17 protein-coding genes and 4 pseudogenes are annotated in these 17,416 nt (G+C 73.1%); 11 read left to right on the top strand and 10 right to left on the bottom strand.

What is annotated here, in order from left to right; all coding sequences use genetic code 11:
- Window positions 1-105: 105 nt before the first annotated feature.
- The 5 genes and pseudogenes from G5V59_RS26720 to G5V59_RS26700 form a co-directional block, all read right to left on the bottom strand.
- Window positions 106-627: a hypothetical protein gene (locus G5V59_RS26720; RefSeq protein ID WP_278260352.1), complete on the bottom strand. Its 522-nt coding sequence runs from the start codon at window positions 625-627 to the stop codon at window positions 106-108.
- Between the two features lie 46 nt (window positions 628-673).
- Window positions 674-913: pseudogene (locus tag G5V59_RS26715) on the bottom strand (SDR family NAD(P)-dependent oxidoreductase); the annotation flags it as partial.
- Window positions 914-1,157: 244 nt separating this feature from the next.
- A pseudogene (locus tag G5V59_RS26710) lies at window positions 1,158-1,817 on the bottom strand (maleylpyruvate isomerase family mycothiol-dependent enzyme); the annotation flags it as partial.
- A gap of 62 nt (window positions 1,818-1,879) precedes the next feature.
- On the bottom strand, window positions 1,880-2,026 hold the full coding sequence (locus G5V59_RS26705) for a hypothetical protein (protein ID WP_278258523.1): 147 nt from the start codon (window positions 2,024-2,026) through the stop codon (window positions 1,880-1,882).
- Window positions 2,017-2,661: a metalloregulator ArsR/SmtB family transcription factor gene (locus G5V59_RS26700; RefSeq protein WP_278258522.1), complete on the bottom strand. Its 645-nt coding sequence runs from the start codon at window positions 2,659-2,661 to the stop codon at window positions 2,017-2,019. The genes G5V59_RS26705 and G5V59_RS26700 overlap by 10 nt, the downstream gene beginning before the upstream one ends.
- Window positions 2,662-2,713: 52 nt before the next feature.
- Here G5V59_RS26700 and G5V59_RS26695 point away from each other — a divergent pair, with 52 nt between their 5' ends.
- Together G5V59_RS26695 and G5V59_RS26690 are read left to right on the top strand one after the other, a co-directional pair.
- The gene (locus G5V59_RS26695; RefSeq protein WP_278258521.1) at window positions 2,714-2,857 is read left to right on the top strand and encodes a hypothetical protein; all 144 of its coding nucleotides are present in this window, start codon (window positions 2,714-2,716) and stop codon (window positions 2,855-2,857) included.
- On the top strand, window positions 2,826-3,050 hold the full coding sequence (locus G5V59_RS26690) for a hypothetical protein (protein ID WP_278258520.1): 225 nt from the start codon (window positions 2,826-2,828) through the stop codon (window positions 3,048-3,050). The genes G5V59_RS26695 and G5V59_RS26690 overlap by 32 nt, the downstream gene beginning before the upstream one ends.
- Window positions 3,051-3,250: 200 nt before the next feature.
- On the opposite strand, the pseudogene G5V59_RS26685 reads toward G5V59_RS26690, so the two are convergent.
- Window positions 3,251-5,120: pseudogene (locus tag G5V59_RS26685) on the bottom strand (acyl-CoA dehydrogenase).
- A 184-nt stretch (window positions 5,121-5,304) separates the two neighbouring features.
- Between G5V59_RS26685 and G5V59_RS26680 the strand changes: the two are divergent.
- Both G5V59_RS26680 and G5V59_RS26675 read left to right on the top strand, forming a co-directional pair.
- Window positions 5,305-5,856 carry an Rrf2 family transcriptional regulator gene (locus G5V59_RS26680; protein ID WP_278258519.1) on the top strand — a complete coding sequence of 184 codons (552 nt, stop codon included), beginning with the start codon at window positions 5,305-5,307 and terminating at the stop codon, window positions 5,854-5,856.
- Between the two features lie 396 nt (window positions 5,857-6,252).
- Window positions 6,253-8,880 carry a hypothetical protein gene (locus G5V59_RS26675; protein ID WP_278258518.1) on the top strand — a complete coding sequence of 876 codons (2,628 nt, stop codon included), beginning with the start codon at window positions 6,253-6,255 and terminating at the stop codon, window positions 8,878-8,880.
- On the opposite strand, the gene G5V59_RS26670 is transcribed toward G5V59_RS26675, so the two are convergent.
- A complete protein-coding gene (locus tag G5V59_RS26670; protein ID WP_278258517.1) occupies window positions 8,867-9,409 on the bottom strand; it encodes a hypothetical protein in 543 nt (180 codons plus the stop codon). The two genes, G5V59_RS26675 and G5V59_RS26670, sit on opposite strands and share 14 nt — an antisense overlap.
- Window positions 9,406-9,567 carry a hypothetical protein gene (locus tag G5V59_RS26665; protein WP_278258516.1) on the bottom strand — a complete coding sequence of 54 codons (162 nt, stop codon included), beginning with the start codon at window positions 9,565-9,567 and terminating at the stop codon, window positions 9,406-9,408. The genes G5V59_RS26670 and G5V59_RS26665 overlap by 4 nt, the downstream gene beginning before the upstream one ends.
- Before the next feature lie 118 nt (window positions 9,568-9,685).
- Here G5V59_RS26665 and G5V59_RS26660 point away from each other — a divergent pair, with 118 nt between their 5' ends.
- The 3 genes and pseudogenes from G5V59_RS26660 to G5V59_RS26650 all read left to right on the top strand — a co-directional run bounded on the left by G5V59_RS26660 (window position 9,686) and on the right by G5V59_RS26650 (window position 10,684).
- Window positions 9,686-10,138, top strand: coding sequence for a nuclear transport factor 2 family protein (locus G5V59_RS26660; protein ID WP_278258515.1), 453 nt, complete (start codon window positions 9,686-9,688; stop codon window positions 10,136-10,138).
- 56 nt (window positions 10,139-10,194) lie between these two features.
- Window positions 10,195-10,476, top strand: a pseudogene (locus G5V59_RS26655) (FBP domain-containing protein); the annotation flags it as partial.
- Window positions 10,472-10,684 carry an FBP domain-containing protein gene (locus G5V59_RS26650; RefSeq protein ID WP_278260077.1) on the top strand — a complete coding sequence of 71 codons (213 nt, stop codon included), beginning with the start codon at window positions 10,472-10,474 and terminating at the stop codon, window positions 10,682-10,684. The pseudogene G5V59_RS26655 and the gene G5V59_RS26650, both read left to right, overlap by 5 nt.
- Here G5V59_RS26650 and G5V59_RS26645 read toward each other — a convergent pair.
- On the bottom strand, window positions 10,617-11,321 hold the full coding sequence (locus G5V59_RS26645; RefSeq protein WP_341351043.1) for a DUF2461 domain-containing protein: 705 nt from the start codon (window positions 11,319-11,321) through the stop codon (window positions 10,617-10,619). The two genes, G5V59_RS26650 and G5V59_RS26645, sit on opposite strands and share 68 nt — an antisense overlap.
- Window positions 11,322-11,422: 101 nt before the next feature.
- Here G5V59_RS26645 and G5V59_RS26640 point away from each other — a divergent pair, with 101 nt between their 5' ends.
- From G5V59_RS26640 to G5V59_RS26630, 3 genes are read left to right on the top strand one after another with little or no spacing between them, the layout of a single operon-like run.
- Window positions 11,423-11,914, top strand: a complete 492-nt coding sequence (locus tag G5V59_RS26640; protein ID WP_278258514.1) for a GNAT family protein — start codon at window positions 11,423-11,425, stop codon at window positions 11,912-11,914.
- A gap of 22 nt (window positions 11,915-11,936) precedes the next feature.
- Window positions 11,937-12,695 carry a glycosyltransferase gene (locus G5V59_RS26635; protein WP_278258513.1) on the top strand — a complete coding sequence of 253 codons (759 nt, stop codon included), beginning with the start codon at window positions 11,937-11,939 and terminating at the stop codon, window positions 12,693-12,695.
- Window positions 12,640-13,080: a methyltransferase domain-containing protein gene (locus G5V59_RS26630; RefSeq protein WP_278258512.1), complete on the top strand. Its 441-nt coding sequence runs from the start codon at window positions 12,640-12,642 to the stop codon at window positions 13,078-13,080. Before G5V59_RS26635 ends, G5V59_RS26630 begins: the two co-directional genes overlap by 56 nt.
- An 88-nt stretch (window positions 13,081-13,168) precedes the next feature.
- On the opposite strand, the gene G5V59_RS26625 is transcribed toward G5V59_RS26630, so the two are convergent.
- Window positions 13,169-13,423 carry a hypothetical protein gene (locus tag G5V59_RS26625; RefSeq protein WP_278258511.1) on the bottom strand — a complete coding sequence of 85 codons (255 nt, stop codon included), beginning with the start codon at window positions 13,421-13,423 and terminating at the stop codon, window positions 13,169-13,171.
- 3,001 nt (window positions 13,424-16,424) lie between these two features.
- On the opposite strand from G5V59_RS26625, the gene G5V59_RS26620 reads away from it, so the two are divergent.
- Window positions 16,425-17,372 carry a hypothetical protein gene (locus G5V59_RS26620; RefSeq protein WP_278258510.1) on the top strand — a complete coding sequence of 316 codons (948 nt, stop codon included), beginning with the start codon at window positions 16,425-16,427 and terminating at the stop codon, window positions 17,370-17,372.
- The last annotated feature ends 44 nt before the right edge of the window (window positions 17,373-17,416 follow it).

Here is a 17,416-nt window from a genome sequence, read left to right as displayed (position 1 = left end):
CGCGTCCTCTCCCACTGTCCCTGCGGCGAGAGTAGGACGCCGCCGCCGGGTTTCTCACCGGATCGTCGGATCCTTTGCCGAGACCGTTCCCACATGAGGGAACGCTCAGGTCAGGGGTAACGCAGGTCCACGGTCTCCTCGCTGATCTCCCACAGGGTCCGCGCCGCCTGCTCGTCCTGGCCCAGCCTGCTGCGGCCGACCCGGCGCGGGGCGCCCGACATCTGCTGGAAGCCGCTCGGGCCCACGAAGGTGTTGCCGGGCAGGTCGCCGGTCGCGGCCCACAGCGACGGCCGGGCGCCCGCGGCCGCGGACTGCGAGACCGCCCGCACACCGGCGTCGAGGATCGAGGCGATCCCGCCGGAGGAGCGGCCGTACTGCCCGTTCGCCGCCAGGTGGGTGCCCGCGAAGCCCGGGTGCGCGGCCAGCGCCCGCACCGGCAGGTCGCGCTCGCGCAGGCGGCGGTCCAGACTCGGCGGTGAAGTAGAGGTTCGCGAGCCTGGACTGCCCGTAGACCCGCCACTTGCTGTAGCGGCCGTGCTGCTCGCGGGGGTCGCCCAGCGGCGGCTTGCCCGCGAAGTTGTGGAACATCGAGGACACCGTCACGACCCGGCCGTCCTCGCTGGCCACCAGCCTGCGGCAGCAGCAGCCCGGTGAGCAGGAAGGGGCCGAAGTGGTTGGTGGCCATCTGCGACTCGAGCCCGTCCGCCGTCCGCGCGTACGACGTGCCCATCACCCCGGCGTTGTTGACCAGCACGTCGATCGGCCCGATCTGCTGGGCCGCCGTCGCCGCCGAGCGCACCGACGCGAGGCTGGCCAGGTCCAGGTGCAGCGCCTCCAGGGTCGCCTCCGGGACCTCCGCCCTGATCGCGGCGACCGTCTCCTCCACCTTCGCCGGCGTGCGCCCGGCGAGCACCACCCGGGCACCGCGCCGGGCCAGGCTCGAGCGCCGTGTGGTGGCCCAGCCCGCCGAGCGTCGGGCCGGTGATCAGCACCGTCCGCCCGCTCTGGTCGGGCAGTTCGGCGATGTTCCACTTCTCAGGCATCGAGGCTCCTACGGGGTGGTGGCGAGCCGGTCGAGGATGCGCCCGCCCAGGCTCCTGGTCGCCGGAGACGGTGACCGCGCCCTCGGCGGCGGCCCGGCGGCCTCCCGCGAGGACGATGAACGACTCCCGGTCCATGTGCAGCGCGACGCTCGGCTCAGCGGGCACCTCGGCGAGGCGCCGCGCGCGGCCGTCGTCGCCGATGCCGACCGCGACCGGGTCGCTGCCGTCGACGGCCAGCACGGCCGTCGTGCCGGCGGGCGGGGCGACGCGCTTGCCGACGACGTACCCGAAGCCCTCGACGAGGTAGTCCGCCGTGTGCTGCGCGCCGGGCGAGTCCAGGCCACCGGGACGGCCGACCGCGCGGCGGATGTCCTGCTCGTGCATCCACACGTCCAGCGGCCGGTTGCGCAGCAGGGTTCGGGTGCTCCAGCCGATCAGCCCGAAGATCCCGGTGGCCGGAGCGTCGGGGTCGGTCGGCGGCTCCGCCGTCAGCGCGGCATGCCGCTCACCGGTGCGCTCGCGGATCTCGGCGACGATCGAGGCCGGCGCGCGGTCGCGGCGGGTGAGCACGCCGATCTCGGTGAACTGCCCCATCGGGCCGGTGATGTGGTCCGCCGGGCCGACGTCGGCCTGCTCGTCGGGACCGCCGGCGAGGAGCGACTCCAGGTGCGCGGTGTGCGAGGCGACGGCCTTGACGTCCCAGCCGGCCAGGTCCGTGGGTCGCGCCCAGTCGTCCGGGCCGAGGTCCTCCAGCAGGGCGAGGAGGTCCTGCACGGAGGTCCACCAGGCGTCGACGTACCGGCTCAGCAGGCTCGCCCTCGCTCACCTGGCCGATGCTAGCGAAGCATTCGCGCGAGCGAGGCCAATGTCTGCTCCCAGCCCAGCCGTACGCCGCCGGCCACGGCCGCGCCCTCGGGACCGATCCCGGAGAGCCGGATCGTGAGGTCCACCCGGGTTCCACCGTCGCGCCCGGTCAGCAGCACCTCCTGGACGGCGCGGAGCACCGGAGCCCCGTCCGCTCCGAGCGGCGACAAGCTCGACCTCCAGGCGACGCAGCGGCTCGACCGCCCGCGCCCTCCCGGCAGCCCGGTGCAGCGCCCCGTCGCCCTCCCGCAGCGTGATCTCCCACCGGCCGCCGACCCAGGGTTCGACGGCAGCCTCGGCGACCTCGAAGTGCTCCGGTGCCCACCAGCGTCGTACGACGGCGGGGTCGGTCCACGCCCGCCAGGTCTCCGCCGGCGAGGCGGGAACGTCCACGTGCAGACTCGATCGTGTGCTCGGTCTCCCCCGCGGCGATCTGCTCCTCCTCGACGGCGATCGCGCGCTCGTACTGCTCCAGCGCACTGTCCGCCGGGTCCGCCACGGCGACCGCGGCCAGCCAGTCAGCGAGCCCGCGCAGCCGGGACCGGTCGAGGGCGACCACCCGCCGGCGGCCGAGCCGGTGCACCCTCACCACGCCGACCGCCTCGAGCGCCTGCACGTGCCGGGTGACCTGCGGCTGCGGGGCCCCGGTGCGCTCGACGAGCTCGCCGATGGTCCGCGGCGCGGCGGCGAGGAGCCGCACGATCTCGAACCGGGTGGGCTCCGCCAGGGCGGCCAGTATCCGCTGTTCCTCCACGGGCGCATCCTTTCAGGATTGACATATGCGTTGCAACGCATATGATCACCCTATGACGACCCTCACCCGACAGATCCCGACCACCCCCGCGCACGTCTGGGAGCCTGTGGACCACCGCCGCCGGCATCGCGCAGTGGTGGGCCCCCGACGGCTTCCGCACCGACGTGACCCGCATCGAGGTCCGCGAGGGCGGTGAGCCTGGAGTACACGATGACCGCCGTCGATCCGGCCCAGGTCGCCTTCATGGAGGAGCACGGCCTGCCGCTCACCACGACCGCGCGCAAGCGCTTCACCGAGGTGGCCGCACCCGCGCGCCTCGGCTACCTCTCCCTGATCGACTTCGTCCCGGGCATGGAGCCCTACGACCACCTGACCACCGTCGAGCCTGACCGCGACCGACGGCGGCACGCTGGTCACGATGACGATGGACGAGCCTGCACGACGCCGAGTGGACCGGCCGGCTCGTCGCGGGCCGCGGCAACGAGCCGACCACCTGCGCGCCCTGGTCGCCGGCGCGTGAGCAGACGCGGAGACGACGACGGCCGCCCCGGGGAACCGGGACGGCCGTCGTACGGGGTCGATCAGCGGATCAGAACGCCGCCTCGTCGAGGCTCCATCAGGTCCAGGCCGGTGTCCTGGGCGATCTTGAGCTCGGCCGAGATCCGCGGCAGGTTGAGCCTGCGCGAACCACTGGGCCGCAGCGACCTTGCCCTCGTAGAAGGCCTTGTCGTTGCCGGCGTCGCCGCCGAGCTTCTCCAGCGCGACCTCGGCGCCGCGGAGCAGCAGCCAGGCGCACACGACGTCGCCGAGCGCCATCAGCAGGCGGGTGGTGTTGAGGCCCACCTTGTAGATGTTCTTGATCTCGTCCTGGGCGGACATGAGGTCGTTGATCATCAGCCCGACGATCGCCTCGGCGTCGGCCAGGGCGGTCGCGAGGAGCTCGCGCTCGTTCTTGAGCCGGCCGTTGCCCGCCTCGGACTCCAGGAACTTCTTGATCTCGCCCGCGACGTGGCCCAGCGCCTTGCCCTGGTCCTTGACGATCTTGCGGAAGAAGAAGTCCTGGCCCTGGATGGCCGTGGTGCCCTCGTAGAGGGTGTCGATCTTGGCGTCGCGGACGTACTGCTCGATCGGGTACTCCTGCAGGAAGCCCGAGCCGCCGAAGGTCTGCAGCGACTCCGTGCCCAGCAGAACCCACGAGCGCTCCGAGCCGTAGCCCTTGACGATCGGCAGGAGCAGGTCGTTGACGGCCTCGGCGAGTCTCGTCGCGCTCCCCGGCAGCCTTGGCGATCTGCACCTTGTCCTGCCAGGTGGCGGTGAAGACGACCAGCGAGCGCATCGCCTCGGCGAACGACTTCTGGGTCATCAGCGAGCGGCGTACGTCGGGGTGGTGGGTGATCGTCACCCGGGGCGCCGCCTTGTCGGAGGCCTGGGTGAGGTCGGCACCCTGGACGCGCTCCTTGGCGTACTCCAGCGCGTTGAGGTAGCCGGTCGACAGCGTCGCGATCGCCTTCGTGCCGACCATCATCCGGGCGTTCTCGATGACGTCGAACATCTGGCGGATGCCGTCGTGCACCTCGCCGAGCAGCCAGCCCTGCGCGGGCTCGCCGCCGCCGACCTGCGGGTCGCCGAAGGTGAGCTCGCAGGTGTTGGACACCTTGATGCCCATCTTGTGCTCGACGTTGGTGACGTAGACGCCGTTGCGCTCACCGGTCAGGCTCACCGGTCTGGTGGTCGAAGTGGTACTTCGGCACGAGGAACAGGCTCAGGCCCTTGGTCCCCGGGCCGCCCACGCCCTCGACGCCCTTCGGGCGCGCGAGGACGAGGTGCATGATGTTCTCCTGCAGGTCCGACTCGGCGCTGGTGATGAAGCGCTTGACGCCGGAGATGTTCCAGGAGCCGTCCTCGTTCGGGGTGGCGAAGGTCTTGCCCGCACCCACGTCGGAGCCCGCGTCGGGCTCGGTGAGCACCATGGTGGCGCCCCACAGGCGCTCGACCATGATCTCGGCGATGCGCACGTCGCGCTCCACGCCGTTGGCGTTCTTGAAGACGACCGAGCCCATCGACGGGCCGGTGCAGTACATCCAGATCGGCGCCTGCGCGCCCAGCACCATCTCTCCGGTGGTCCACACCAGCGACGGCGGGGCGGTCGTGCCGCCGATCTCCTCCGGCAGGCCGAGGCCCCAGAAGCCGGACTCCATCCAGGTGTTGTAGGCCTTCTTGAACGACTCCGGCAGGGGGGCCGTGTTGGTCTTGGGGTCGAACACCGGCGGGTTCCGGTCGGAGTCGACGTACGACGCCGCGAGGTCCTCGCGGGAGATCCGCTCGACCTCGGAGAGGATCTCGCGGGCGGTGTCGGCGTCCATCTCCTCGTAGAGGCCGGTGCCGAGGTACTGCTGCACGTTGAAGAGCTCGAAGAGGTTGAACTCGATGTCGCGCAGGTTGCTCTTGTAGTGGCTCACTGTCCCACCGTTTCTAGGTTTGTCGTGTGGCTGCTACTCGCCAGTAACTTCCATGATACGGGCGGTGCTAACAGCCGGCAAGCGAATGATCGGACGAATGGCTCACACCGGTCCCGCTCCTCCCTTTCGGGAGTTGGGCGGGTAGGTCGAGTGAATCGATCGAGCAATCTGCGACACTGGCCCCATGCGCGTCTCCGCGAAGTCCGACTACGCCCTGCGCGCCCTGATCGCGATGACGGGGCGCTCCGACGGCCGTGCTGTCAGCGCCGAGGAGCTCGGCCGCCTCCAGGACATCCCGCACGGCTTCCTGCAGGCGATCCTGGCCGACCTGCGCCGGGCCGGCATCGTGATGTCCCAGCGCGGCCAGTCCGGCGGCTGGCGGATGGCGCGCGAGGCCGACACGGTCAGCGTCGCCGACGTGATCCGCGCCGTCGACGGCCCGCTCGTCTCCGTCTACGGCCTGCGCCCGGAGGCGGTCAACTACAACGACTCCGCCGAGGTGCTGCAGCACGTGTGGATCGCCGCGCGCAGCGCCCTGCGCGAGGTGTTCGAGGACGTCTCGATCCAGCAGGCTCTCCGACGGTGCGCTGCCGGAGGCGGTCACCACCCGCACCGCCGACGAAGACGCCTGGCAGCCCCATTAGGCGCGAGCGCGGCTTCGCCGCGGCAGTCGGCAGCAAGTTTGCTGGGCACGCGGCTCCCGCCGCGCTGCCGCGCGCGCAGTCGCGTTGCGTAGGTCCGACCTCCGCCTGGCGGCAAGACGCCGCCAATGGCGCGAGCGCGGCTTCGCCGCGGCGGTCGGCAGCAAGTCTGCTGGTCGCGCGGCTCCCGCCGCGCTGCCGCGCGCGCAGTTGGCTTTCGTAGGTCCCGCCTCCGTCTGGCGGCAAGACGCCGCCTGGGGTGCGGGCGGACGTCATGCGAAGTGGTCGTCCTGGAGACCGGTTCGTATGACGCAAGGGGCCTGGCGGGCCCGGCGGGCGCGGTGGGCTCCCGGCGCTCCGGGACCCCCGGCCTGATTCTCGGCTGACGGCTCAGCCCACTCTCCCGGGCACCGATCGGGCGCACAGACGGCCGTGCGCCCCACCGGGGTACGCCGGCGCAGGACGCGCCGGAGGCCACGTTGCCAAGGAAGGTGACGCTGTGGCCCTGCGCCGTGTGCTCGTGTCGTTCGCTCTCGGGATCGCGGTCGTCGTACCAGCCGCCTTCGGGTTGTCCCCGGCTCCCGCACACGAGGCGCGCTGCGGGACCAGGCTCCTCGCTGGACTGGGTGCTGCCCGGCGCGTGCCAGCACGTGGACGAGCCGCCGGCCGGGGTGGACGTGACCGAGCCGGTCTCCACCACCGAGCTCCGGGGGCGCGACGGCGGCGGGGCGGAGGCATACGCCGCGGCGGAGGAGCCTCGGCGTGCCGGCGGCGGCCCAGGCCGCGGCCGCGAGCCCTGCCGTGACCTGCGACGGCGACGGGAGCAGCGGCTACCGCGTCCAGGGGATGTACGTCGTCGAGGCGGGCAAGACCAACCGCTACGCCGCCCTCCAGGACAGACCTTCCGGCTCTGGGCCGCGGGCGTCGACGACGTGGTCAACCGTTCCGCGGCACTGACCGGCGGGGTGCGCAAGGTCCGCTTCGTGACCGATGCGGCCGGCGGCACGTGCGTCGCGCGGGTGCTCAACGTGACGGTGCCGGCGGGTGCGATGAGTCTCGTTCAACGCCACCATCTCCGCGGTCCAGGCACTCGGCTACACCGACCCCAGCCGCAAGTACCTGATGTGGACCGATGCGACCGTGCTGTGCGGTGTCGCCTCGATGTACCCCAACGACGTCGACGGCCGGGGCAACCCCAACAACGGCAGCTTACGCCCAGTACGCCCGCGTCGACTCCGGCTGCTGGGGCTTCGGCGACGGCGCCTCCCAGCACTCCGTCGAGGCGCACGAGTTTGCTGCACACGCTCGGCGGGGTGTTCAGCACCGCGCCGCACGGCACCCGCGCCGGTCACTGCTGGGACGAGTCGGACACGATGTGCTACGCCGACGGCGGCGGCTTCGCGATGAAGCAGGTCTGCCCGGCGGAGCGGGAGTACCTGCTCGACTGCAACAACGACGACTACTTCTCGACGTACCCGGACCCGGGCGGGTGGCTCGACGGCCACTGGAACGCCGCGGACTCGCGCTTCCTCGTCGGCGGCGGCAACGGCAGCGGCGGCGGTACGCCGGGCGCACCGACCACGCTCGGCGCCACCATCGCGGTCAACAACCCGGCCGTCCCCGGCCTGGCCACCCAGGCCTCGGTCGCCCCGGCGCTGCCCGACGGGCGGACGGTGGCGAGCGTGGCGTGGAAGTCCGCGAGGTCCGACTGCGCGTTCAGCGCACCGCAGGCACTGCAGACCGACGTGACCTGCAACGCCGCCGCGACCGGCTCCACGACGGTGACGGCCACCGTCACCGACTCCAGCGGCGCCACCAAGACGGTGACCAGCCCGCTGACCTTCGCGAGCGGGGCGGCCCGGCCGATCGGCGTCGCGCTCGGCGCGGCCGGGCAGACGCCGGCCGACGGCGGCACCGCCGCGGTGTGCACCGGTGCGGCCTTCCCGCTCACCGCGACCGTCCTCGACACCGCCAGCGGGCAGCCGGTCAAGGGGCTCACCGCGACGCTGACCAAGCAGACGGCGGCGATGCTCGCCCCGGCGAGCGCCGGGGCGCCGGCCACGGGAGCCACCGGCACCGCGACCCAGAGCCAGACCGCGACCGTCGCGACGACGTACCGGGCCCGGGTGGCGGCCACCGCACGATACGCCGCCGCCGGCCCCGCCACGCTGGTCGCCGCGCCCGCGCGCTGCACGACGGCGCTGACGGCGGCGCTCGACGAGACCGAGGTCTGGTACGGCGACCCGGTGGTCGCGACCGGCCGCCTCACCGCGAGCGCCGGCGGCACCGCCGTCGTGCCCTCCGGCGTCAGCCTCACCGTCCGACTGAGCACCGCGGCCGGGAAGGTCCTCTCACTGGGCGTGGCGAAGACCGACGCCGAGGGCCGCTTCGCGTTGACCACGAAGCCGACCGCGAGCGGGACGGTGAGCGTGCTGCTGACCGGCGGGGCGTCGTACACGGAGGCGAGTGCGGCCGCCGGGGCGATCACGGTGCGCGAGCCGGCGACGCTGGTGACCGGCGCCGTGGACAAGGCGACGGTCGCCTACGGCCAGTCCGTCGTCGTGACCGGGACGCTGCGCCGCGACGCGGGAGGCACCGTGACGCCGCTCGGCAGCAGGTCGGTGGCGATCACCGTGACGCCGGCGGGCGGTACGACGGTCAAGGTCGGCACCGCGACGACGAAGCCGGACGGATCGTTCAGCGCGACGATCGCGCTCAAGACGAGCGGCACGCTCGCGGCGACGTACGCCGGCACCACCGGACAGCCCGCCGCCTCCGCGACGATCGGCGCGGTCTCCGCCGCCACCTGGTCCACGGCGCTGGGCGCCAGCGCGTCGGCGGGCCAGGTGACGCCCGGCGGCGCGCTGACGATCACCGGCGCGGTGACCCGGACCTACGCCGGCGCGAGCAGCCCCGCGGCCGGGCTCCGGCTCAAGGTGACCTTCCGGGCAACGGGGAGCAGCACCACGACCGTCGTGTCCTCGGTGACGACCACGGCGACCGGCACGTTCACCGCGAAGGTGCTGCCGAAGGCGAGCGGGACGTGGACGGTGACCCTGTCGGACACGCCGGGCTACGCACCGGCGGCATCGAGCGGGCTCGCCGTCACGGTGGGTTGACCCCGACCGGGTCAGGCGACCTCGCCGAGCTTTGCGCTTGAGCTCTGCGGCGCTTGCGGTCCAGGCTCCTCGAGCCGGACCTCGAGGGAGGCGTTGCGGCGGGCCAGGCGCTCCAGGCTCGCGCAGCGCCTCGGGCAGGGACTGGAACACCGGCGTGGCGTGGGGAACCTCGTCGAGGCGCAGGGACGACGTACCGAAGCCGACGAGCCTTGCCGAACGCCTTCCACACGTCCTTGGCCTCCAGGCCGTCGGTCTCCAGCACGTGCAGGCGCTCGGGCTTGCGGACCGCGGAGATCCAGCGGGTGATGGTGTCGGCCTCGTCGTCGATGCCGGTGGTGACGACGACGTTGACCTGGTGACCGACGAGCGCGTCGACGAGCAGCGCGACCTGCTCCGGCGTGGCGCCGGCGAGCAGCGACTGGCTGAACACGAGGTCGCCCTTCGCCTTCTGCGCCCGGCGGACCAGGCGGACCCACTGGCCCTCGACGTCGGAGCGCTTGAGGCCCCACTCCTTGTGCGAGCGGGTCATCTCGACCGCCGCGCGGAAGCCTCTCCGCGGGCGTGTGCGCGACCGACGCGACGCCGAGTCTCGACGAGCGCGCCGTGGTGGTGGGCGAGCGCCGGCTCGACCACGTCACCGGCGCCGGGCATGCCGACGTGGATCCACGCCTTGGGCTTCTTGGCCATGCTCGCACCGTCGCAGAGGCCGGTGAGCGGTCCGTGAACCGACGGTGACCGGCGGGCGTGCGGCCGATGTGACGTCCTCCACTAGAACCTGTTCTAGATTCGTCCTACGCTGACGCCCATGATCACCTCCGACGCGATCGTCTGGAACGCCCCGAACGACCCGCACCCGGCGCGCGCGGCCTCGCAACGCTCGTACTCCGCCGTCGCCAAGGGCGATCTCGCCGAGTGGCTGACGGTGTACGCCGAGGACGCGATCCTCGAGGACCCCGTCGGGCCGTCGATGTTCGACCCCGAGGGCGCCGGTCACCACGGGCACGCCGGCATCGCGGCGTTCTGGGAGAAGGCGATCGCGCCGATCGGCACCTTCGAGTTCCAGATCGACGACTCCTTCGCCAACCCCGGCAGCAACACCTGCGCCAACATCGGGCGGATCAAGACGTCCTTCCCCGACGGCTCGCACACCACGACCGACCTGATCATGGTCTACGTCGTCGACGACGAGGGCCGGGTCACGTCGATGAAGGCCTTCTGGGAGCCGGAGCGGACGATGGCGAGCTTCACCTCCGCCTGAGCCCTCCCCCGCTCGTCGCAGAAAATCGGTGGCGGGCGCTCGTAGGGTGGATCGACGTGAACCCCCTGACCGAGCAAGAGATCCGCGCTTCCTTCGTCAACTGCTCCAAGGGCGAGGCGAAGCGGCTCAACGTGCCGCGCGGCCTCTCCGAGCAGCCGTGGGAGGACCTCGACTTCCTCGGCTGGCGCGACCCGCAGTCGCGGACCCGCGGGTACCTCGTCGCGCCGTACGACGGCGGGCCGCGGGGCATCGTGCTCCGGGCCTCGGACGGCGGCGCGGGCACGCCCCGCAAGAACCTGTGCACGCTCTGCCTGACGCCGCACCCGCCCGGCGGTGTCGTCCTGCTCGTCGCTCCCCCGTGCCGGCAAGGCCGGCCAGAACGGCGACTCGGTCGGCACCTACATCTGTGCCGACCTCCAGTGCTCGCTCTACGTCCGCGGCCGCCGCAAGCCCGACACCGAGCGGCTCCCCGAGTCGCTCAGCGTCGAGCAGCGCATCGAGCGGCTGGAGACCAACCTCGCGGCGTTCCTGGGCCGGGTCGGCTGAGCGCGGTCAGGAGACCGCGGTCTCCAGCCAGTTGATCAGCGGGCGTAGCCGGCGCCAGTCCTCCCGGACCCGGTCGAGCAGGCTCCGCGGTGTGCACGAACGGCTCGAAGCCGTAGGACCGCATGCCCAGCACGGTCTTCATCCGCAGCAGGTCGATCCGCGGGTGCTCCTTGTCGTAGCCGCGGGGCACGGTCTTGAGCCGCTCGCCCGCCACCTCGAAGCCACCCCGCTCCAGGTCGCGCAGGATCCGTTGCAGCGCCTTGCCGGTCTTGTCCTCGGCCATCGCCTCACGGATCGCCGCCAGCCGCTCCCCGCTGGCCTCGTAGATCCCGCCCCCGACCCGGACGCCGGGCGCGGCCACCTCGACGTACCAGCCGGTGGCCGGGGCGACGCCCACGAAGGCGCCCTGGTGGGTCTTGTACGGCGTCTTGTCCTTGGCGAAGCGCACGTCGCGGTAGGGCCGGAACACCTTCGCGGCGCCGAACTCCTGCGCCAGCGCGTCGGTCAACGCGACCATCGGCGCCTTCACCTGCTCGGCGTAGACGTCCTTGTGCGCGTCCCAGAACGACTTGGTGTTGTCGACCTCGAGGTCGTCGTAGAAGTCGAGGGCCGCGACGGGGAAGCCTTGGAACGACATGCGGGCAGCCTAGGCGGTGGGCCCGGGTCGCCGTCGGGGCACCGTCGGGGCACCGTCCCACACGCCTCGCGGTCGATCGGGTTCTGCGCGACGATGGGCCGATGGACACCACCGGAACCCGTGGCTCGGCACCCGGGGTGCGGCTCAGGCCGGTCGAGGACGCCGACCTCGACACGCTCTTCCAGCACCAGACGGACCCGGAGGCGAGCGCCATGGCGGCCTTCCCGGCGCGGGGCCGAGACGACTTCGACCAGCACTGGGCGAGGCTCCGCGCCGACGACAGCGTGGTGACCCGCACGATCGTCGCCGACGGCGCCGTCGCCGGTCAGATCGGCAGGCTGGGCGCAGGACGGACAGCAGTCTGCTCGGCTACTGGATCGGTCGCGAGTGGTGGGGCCGTGGCGTCGCCACGCGGGCGCTGGCTCTCCTCGCGGACGAGCCTGACGGTGCGGCCGCTGATGGCCCACGTCGCGGTCCACAACCGGGGCTCGATCCGGGTTCTCGAGAAGTGCGGGTTCCGTCGTGACCGTGCGCAGGAGGCGGCGGCGCCGGAGGACGGGGTCGAGGAGCTCGTGTTCGTGCTCGAGCGGTGAGCGCCCGTGGGAGCATGCCGCCATGAGGGTCTCGGTCTTCACCCCCAGCCACGCGCCGACGTACCTCGACCAGTGCTGGCGCAGCCTGCTCGCCCAGACGTACGACGACTGGGAGTGGATCGTGCTGCTCAACGGTGGCGCGACCTGGACCCCGGAGAGCCCGGACCCACGGATCCGGATCGTGCACGGCGGGACGACCGGCAAGGTCGGGGCAGCCAAGCGCGAGGCGTGCGCGCTGGCGGACGGTGAGATCCTGCTCGAGCTCGACCACGACGACGTCCTCGCGCCCGACTGCCTGGAGGCGGTCGTCGCGGCGTTCGCCGAGCACCCCGAGGTCGTGCTCGTGTACTCCGACTTCGCCCAGATCGACGAGGCCGGCGCGACGGACCACACGACCTTCAACCTCGCGATGGGCTGGGAGTACGCGCCGGCCAACGTCGCGGGACGAACTCGTCAACCGCTGCAAGGCGCTCGAACCGAGCCCGCACAACGTGGCCTACATCTGGTACGCGCCCAACCACGTGCGGGCATTCCGGCGGGCGGCGTACGAGCGGGTCGGCGGGTACGACGCGGCGTTGGAGGTGCTCGACGACCAGGACCTGATGATGCGGCTGTTCGCGGAAGGGCCGTTCCTGCGCATCCCACGCTGCCTGTACCTGCAGCGGGTGCATCCCGCCAACACCCAGAAGGACAGCCGGATCAACCGGGAGATCCAGAGCGAGACCGTGGAGCGGTACTGGCTCGGGATCGACCGGCTCGCCGTGGCCTGGGCGCAGCGTGAGGGGCTGGCGGTGGCCGACCTGCAGGTGGCTGCGTGGGCCGGTCCCGGCGACGTGGTGGTGGACCCAGCCGATCCTGTCCTGGCGTACGACGACGACTCGGTCGGCGTTCTGCGCGCGACCGACGTGCTGCAGCGGATCCCCGACCGGGGCCGGTTCTTCGCCGAGTGCTTCCGGGTCCTCGCCCCGGGCGGGCTGCTGATGACCGCGACGCCGAGCACCGACGGGCGGGGCGCGTTCCAGGACCCGACGCACGTGTCGTACTGGAACGCCAACAGGCTTCTGGTACCTCACCCAGGCGGCGCTGCGGGAGCGGACCTTCCCGTCGTACCCGGAGATGAGGTTCCAGGTCAGCGGTCTGCGGACCTGGTTCCCGACCGACTTTGACCGGGCGAACGACATCCCGTACGTCGCGACGAACCTGATCGCGCTCAAGGACGACGTACGGCACGGCGGGCCGCTGTTGATCTGAGGGTCAGATGCAGATGGCGTACGCCGTCAGGCGGACCGGTCCGCCTCCGAGCAGCGGGATGTTGGTGACCCGGATCTGTGCCGTCCACGCGGTCGTGGAGGTCGGCGCGTTCTGGATGACCTCCCAGTCGTACACCGAGGCGAGGATCCCCCCACTGGTGTCCGTGACGTAGAAACCACCGCCGACGACCTGCTTGCCCGCGGTGCACGTCGCCGAGACCGAGAGAACCTGGTTGAGGGCGATCGTGGCGGCCTGCACCGAGTTCGAGACCTGCGCCGGCGCGACTGAGGGGCCCTGGGCTCCCTGCGGCCCCTGGGCGCCGGTTGCCCCTTGAGGGCCCTGGGGACCCGCGGCGCCGGTCGAGCCCGGCGTACCAGTTGCTCCGGTGGCACCCTGGGCGCCTGGTGCTCCGGTCGCTCCCTGGGCTCCCGTGGCACCCTGCGGACCGGTGGGCCCGGCTACGCCCTGCGGGCCCTGAGGCCCGGTCGCGCCGGTCGCGCCCTGAGGTCCGACAGACTCCGGTCGCACCCTGCGGACCTGTCGCTCCGGTCGCACCCGTCGCGCCCTGGGCTCCCGTCGCACCCGTGGCGCCCTGGGCGCCGGTGGCACCCTGCGGGCCCTGGGGACCAGCCGGACCCGCGACCCCCTGCGGGCCGGAAGCACCCTGAGCACCCGTCGCGCCCTGCGAACCCGTCGCGCCCTGCGAACCTGTCGCACCCGTCGCGCCCTGCGAGCCCGTCGCACCTTGCACACCAGTGGCGCCCTGAGCACCGGTGGCACCTTGCGGGCCCTGGGGACCAGCGACCCCCTGCGGGCCAGCGGCACCCTGGGAACCCTGCGAGCCAGTGGCACCGGTGGCACCCGTGGCACCCTGCGGACCAGCGAACTCCCTGCGGGCCGGCAGCGCCCTGAGCACCCGTCGCGCCCTGCGAACCCGTCGCACCCGTCGCGCCCTGGGCACCGGTGGCGCCCTGCGGGCCCTGGGGACCGGCCGGACCGGCGACCCCCTGCGGGCCGGAAGCACCCTGAGCACCCGTCGCGCCCTGCGAACCCTGCGAGCCCGTGGCGCCCTGCGAGCCAGTGGCGCCCGTCGCGCCTTGCGAGCCCGTCGCTCCCTGCGAGCCCGTCGCGCCCTGCACACCAGTGGCGCCGGTTGCGCCCTGGGCACCGGTGGCGCCCTGCGGGCCCTGAGGACCGGCCGGACCAGCGAGCTCCCTGCGGGCCGGCAGCACCCTGAGCACCCGTCGCGCCCTGCGAACCCGTCGCGCCCTGGGCACCGGTGGCGCCCTGCGGGCCCTGAGGACCAGCCGGACCGGCGACCCCCTGCGGGCCGGAAGCACCCTGAGCACCCGTCGCGCCCTGCGCACCCTGCGAGCCCGTGGCGCCCTGCGAGCCAGTGGCGCCCGTCGCGCCTTGCGAGCCCGTCGCTCCCTGCGAGCCCGTCGCGCCCTGCACACCAGTGGCGCCGGTTGCGCCCTGGGCACCGGTGGCGCCCTGCGGGCCCTGAGGACCGGCCGGACCAGCAGACTCCCTGCGGGCCGGCAGCACCCTGAGCACCCGTCGCGCCCTGCGAACCCGTCGCGCCCTGGGCACCGGTGGCGCCCTGCGGGCCCTGAGGACCGGCGACCCCCTGCGGGCCAGCGGCACCTTGAGCACCCGTCGCGCCCTGCGCTCCAGTCGCGCCCTGCGAGCCGGTGGCACCCTGCGATCCAGTGGCGCCGGTCGCGCCCTGGGGACCGGTGGCACCGGTCGCACCCTGAGCACCCGTTGCACCCTGCGCTCCAGTCGAACCCTGCGCTCCAGTCGAACCCTGCGCTCCAGTCGAACCCTGCGGACCCTGAGGACCAGCCGGACCACCAACTCCCTGAGGGCCGGTCGCACCAGTTGCACCCTGAGCGCCAGTGGCGCCCTGGGCACCGTCAGCGCCCTGTGCACCCGTCGAACCCTGGGCTCCCGTCGCACCCTGGGCTCCAGTCGGACCCTGCGAACCCGTCGCACCCGTTGCGCCCTGCGCACCGGTGGCGCCCTGCGGTCCCTGCGGACCAGCCGGACCACCGACACCCTGAGGACCGGCAGCCCCCTGAGCACCTGTCGCCCCCTGAGCGCCCGTTGCACCTTGCGCACCCGTTGCACCCTGAGCGCCGGTCGCGCCATCAGCGCCCTGAGCACCCGTCGAACCCTGCGGCCCTTGCGGACCAACCGGCCCGGCTACGCCTGGCGCGCCTTGGGCTCCTTGCGAACCTTGAGCACCCGTCGAACCCTGAGCGCCCTGCGAACCCTGGGCGCCGGTTGCACCATCAGCGCCCTGAGGGCCCTGCGGACCAGCGGGACCACCGACACCCTGCGGACCGGCGGCACCCTGAGCACCGGTGGCGCCGTCGGCACCCTGAGCACCGGTGGCGCCGTCGGCACCCTGAGCACCGGTGGCGCCGTCGGCACCTTGGGCGCCCGTTGCACCTTGCGCACCGGTGGCGCCATCCGCGCCCTGCGCACCCGTCGAACCCTGCGGCCCTTGCGGACCAACCGCCCCGGCGGGGCCAGGTGCACCCTGGGATCCCTGCGAGCCCTGGGCGCCGGTTGCGCCATCCGCGCCCTGGGCACCCGTCGCGCCCTGCGAACCCTGGGCACCGGTTGCACCGTCAGCGCCTTGAGCACCCGTCGAACCCTGCGGTCCCTGCGGACCAGCCGGACCACCGACACCCTGAGGACCCGTTGCACCCTGAGCACCCGTTGCACCCTGAGCACCGGTGGCTCCGTCGGCGCCCTGCGCACCCGTCGGCCCCTGGGCGCCCTGCGAACCCTGGGCGCCAGTTGCGCCATCAGCGCCCTGGGCGCCTGTCGCTCCCTGCACACCGGTCGCACCCTGAGGACCCTGCGGGCCAGCCGGACCACCGACACCCTGAGGACCGGCGGCACCCTGAGGACCCGTTGCACCCTGAGCACCCGTTGCACCCTGAGCGCCGGTGGCTCCGTCGGCGCCCTGCGCACCCGTCGCTCCCTGCACACCGGTCGCACCCTGCGGTCCCTGCGGGCCAGCCGGACCACCGACACCCTGAGGACCGGCGGCACCCTGAGGACCGGCGGCACCCTGAGCACCCGTCGCACCTTGAGCACCGGTCGCGCCGTCGGCACCTTGGGCACCCGTCGCTCCTTGGGCACCGGTCGCTCCCTGGGCACCGGTTGCACCGTCAGCGCCCTGAGCACCCGTCGAACCCTGCGGCCCTTGCGGGCCAACCGGCCCGGCTACGCCTGGCGCGCCTTGGGCTCCAGTCGCGCCCTGGGCACCGGTCGCACCATCAGCGCCCTGAGGGCCCTGCGGACCAGCGGGACCACCGACACCCTGCGGACCGGCGGCACCCTGAGCACCGGTGGCGCCGTCGGCACCCTGAGCACCGGTGGCGCCGTCGGCACCCTGAGCACCGGTGGCGCCGTCGGCACCTTGGGCGCCCGTCGCTCCCTGCGAACCCTGGGCACCGGTCGCACCATCAGCGCCCTGAGCACCCTGAGCACCCTGCGAACCCTGAGCACCCTGCGAACCCTGGGCGCCAGTTGCACCATCAGCGCCCTGAGGGCCTTGCGGACCAGCGGGACCACCGACACCCTGAGGACCGGCGGCACCCTGAGCACCGGTGGCGCCGTCGGCACCCTGAGCACCGGTGGCTCCGTCGGCACCCTGAGCACCGGTGGCGCCGTCGGCACCCTGAGCGCCCGTCGCTCCCTGCGAACCCTGGGCACCGGTCGCACCATCAGCACCCTGAGCACCCGTCGAACCCTGAGCACCCTGCGAACCCTGCGAACCCTGGGCGCCAGTTGCACCATCAGCGCCCTGAGGGCCCTGCGGACCAGCGGGACCACCGACACCCTGCGGACCGGCGGCACCCTGAGCACCGGTGGCGCCGTCGGCACCCTGAGCACCCGTGGCGCCGTCGGCACCTTGGGCGCCCGTCGCTCCCTGCGAACCCTGGGGACCGGTCGCACCATCAGCGCCTTGAGGACCGGCGGGACCGGCGGGACCGGCAGGGCCGGCGAGGCCCTGGGGGCCTACGGCGCCCTGCGCACCCTGGGCGCCGTCGGCCCCGTCAGCACCGGCCGCGCCTTGAGCTCCGTCGGCTCCGTCAGCGCCGTCCGAACCCCGCGCCCCCCGCGTGCCGTCCGCACCCTGCGCGCCGCGGGGACCAGTGGGCCCTTGGGAGCCCGTCGCGCCTGAGCCGTCGGCGCCCTGGGGGCCGGAGGAGCCGTCGGAGCCGTCGG

Source organism: Nocardioides convexus (assembly GCF_011090295.1).
Note: the sequence above shows the minus strand (reverse complement) of the source record. Positions and strands in the feature narration are given on the sequence as shown.

What these genes read in the sequence shown, in the direction of transcription:
- G5V59_RS26695 (WP_278258521.1), top strand. Translation starts at nt 2,714, where the DNA reads ATGACGACCCTCACCCGACAGATCCCGACCACCCCCGCGCACGTCTGG.
- G5V59_RS26680 (WP_278258519.1), top strand. Translation starts at nt 5,305, where the DNA reads ATGCGCGTCTCCGCGAAGTCCGACTACGCCCTGCGCGCCCTGATCGCG.
- G5V59_RS26670 (WP_278258517.1), bottom strand. Translation starts at nt 9,409, where the DNA reads ATGACCCGCTCGCACAAGGAGTGGGGCCTCAAGCGCTCCGACGTCGAG.
- G5V59_RS26665 (WP_278258516.1), bottom strand. Translation starts at nt 9,567, where the DNA reads ATGGCCAAGAAGCCCAAGGCGTGGATCCACGTCGGCATGCCCGGCGCC.
- G5V59_RS26660 (WP_278258515.1), top strand. Translation starts at nt 9,686, where the DNA reads ATGATCACCTCCGACGCGATCGTCTGGAACGCCCCGAACGACCCGCAC.
- G5V59_RS26645 (WP_341351043.1), bottom strand. Translation starts at nt 11,321, where the DNA reads ATGTCGTTCCAAGGCTTCCCCGTCGCGGCCCTCGACTTCTACGACGAC.
- G5V59_RS26640 (WP_278258514.1), top strand. Translation starts at nt 11,423, where the DNA reads ATGGACACCACCGGAACCCGTGGCTCGGCACCCGGGGTGCGGCTCAGG.
- G5V59_RS26635 (WP_278258513.1), top strand. Translation starts at nt 11,937, where the DNA reads ATGAGGGTCTCGGTCTTCACCCCCAGCCACGCGCCGACGTACCTCGAC.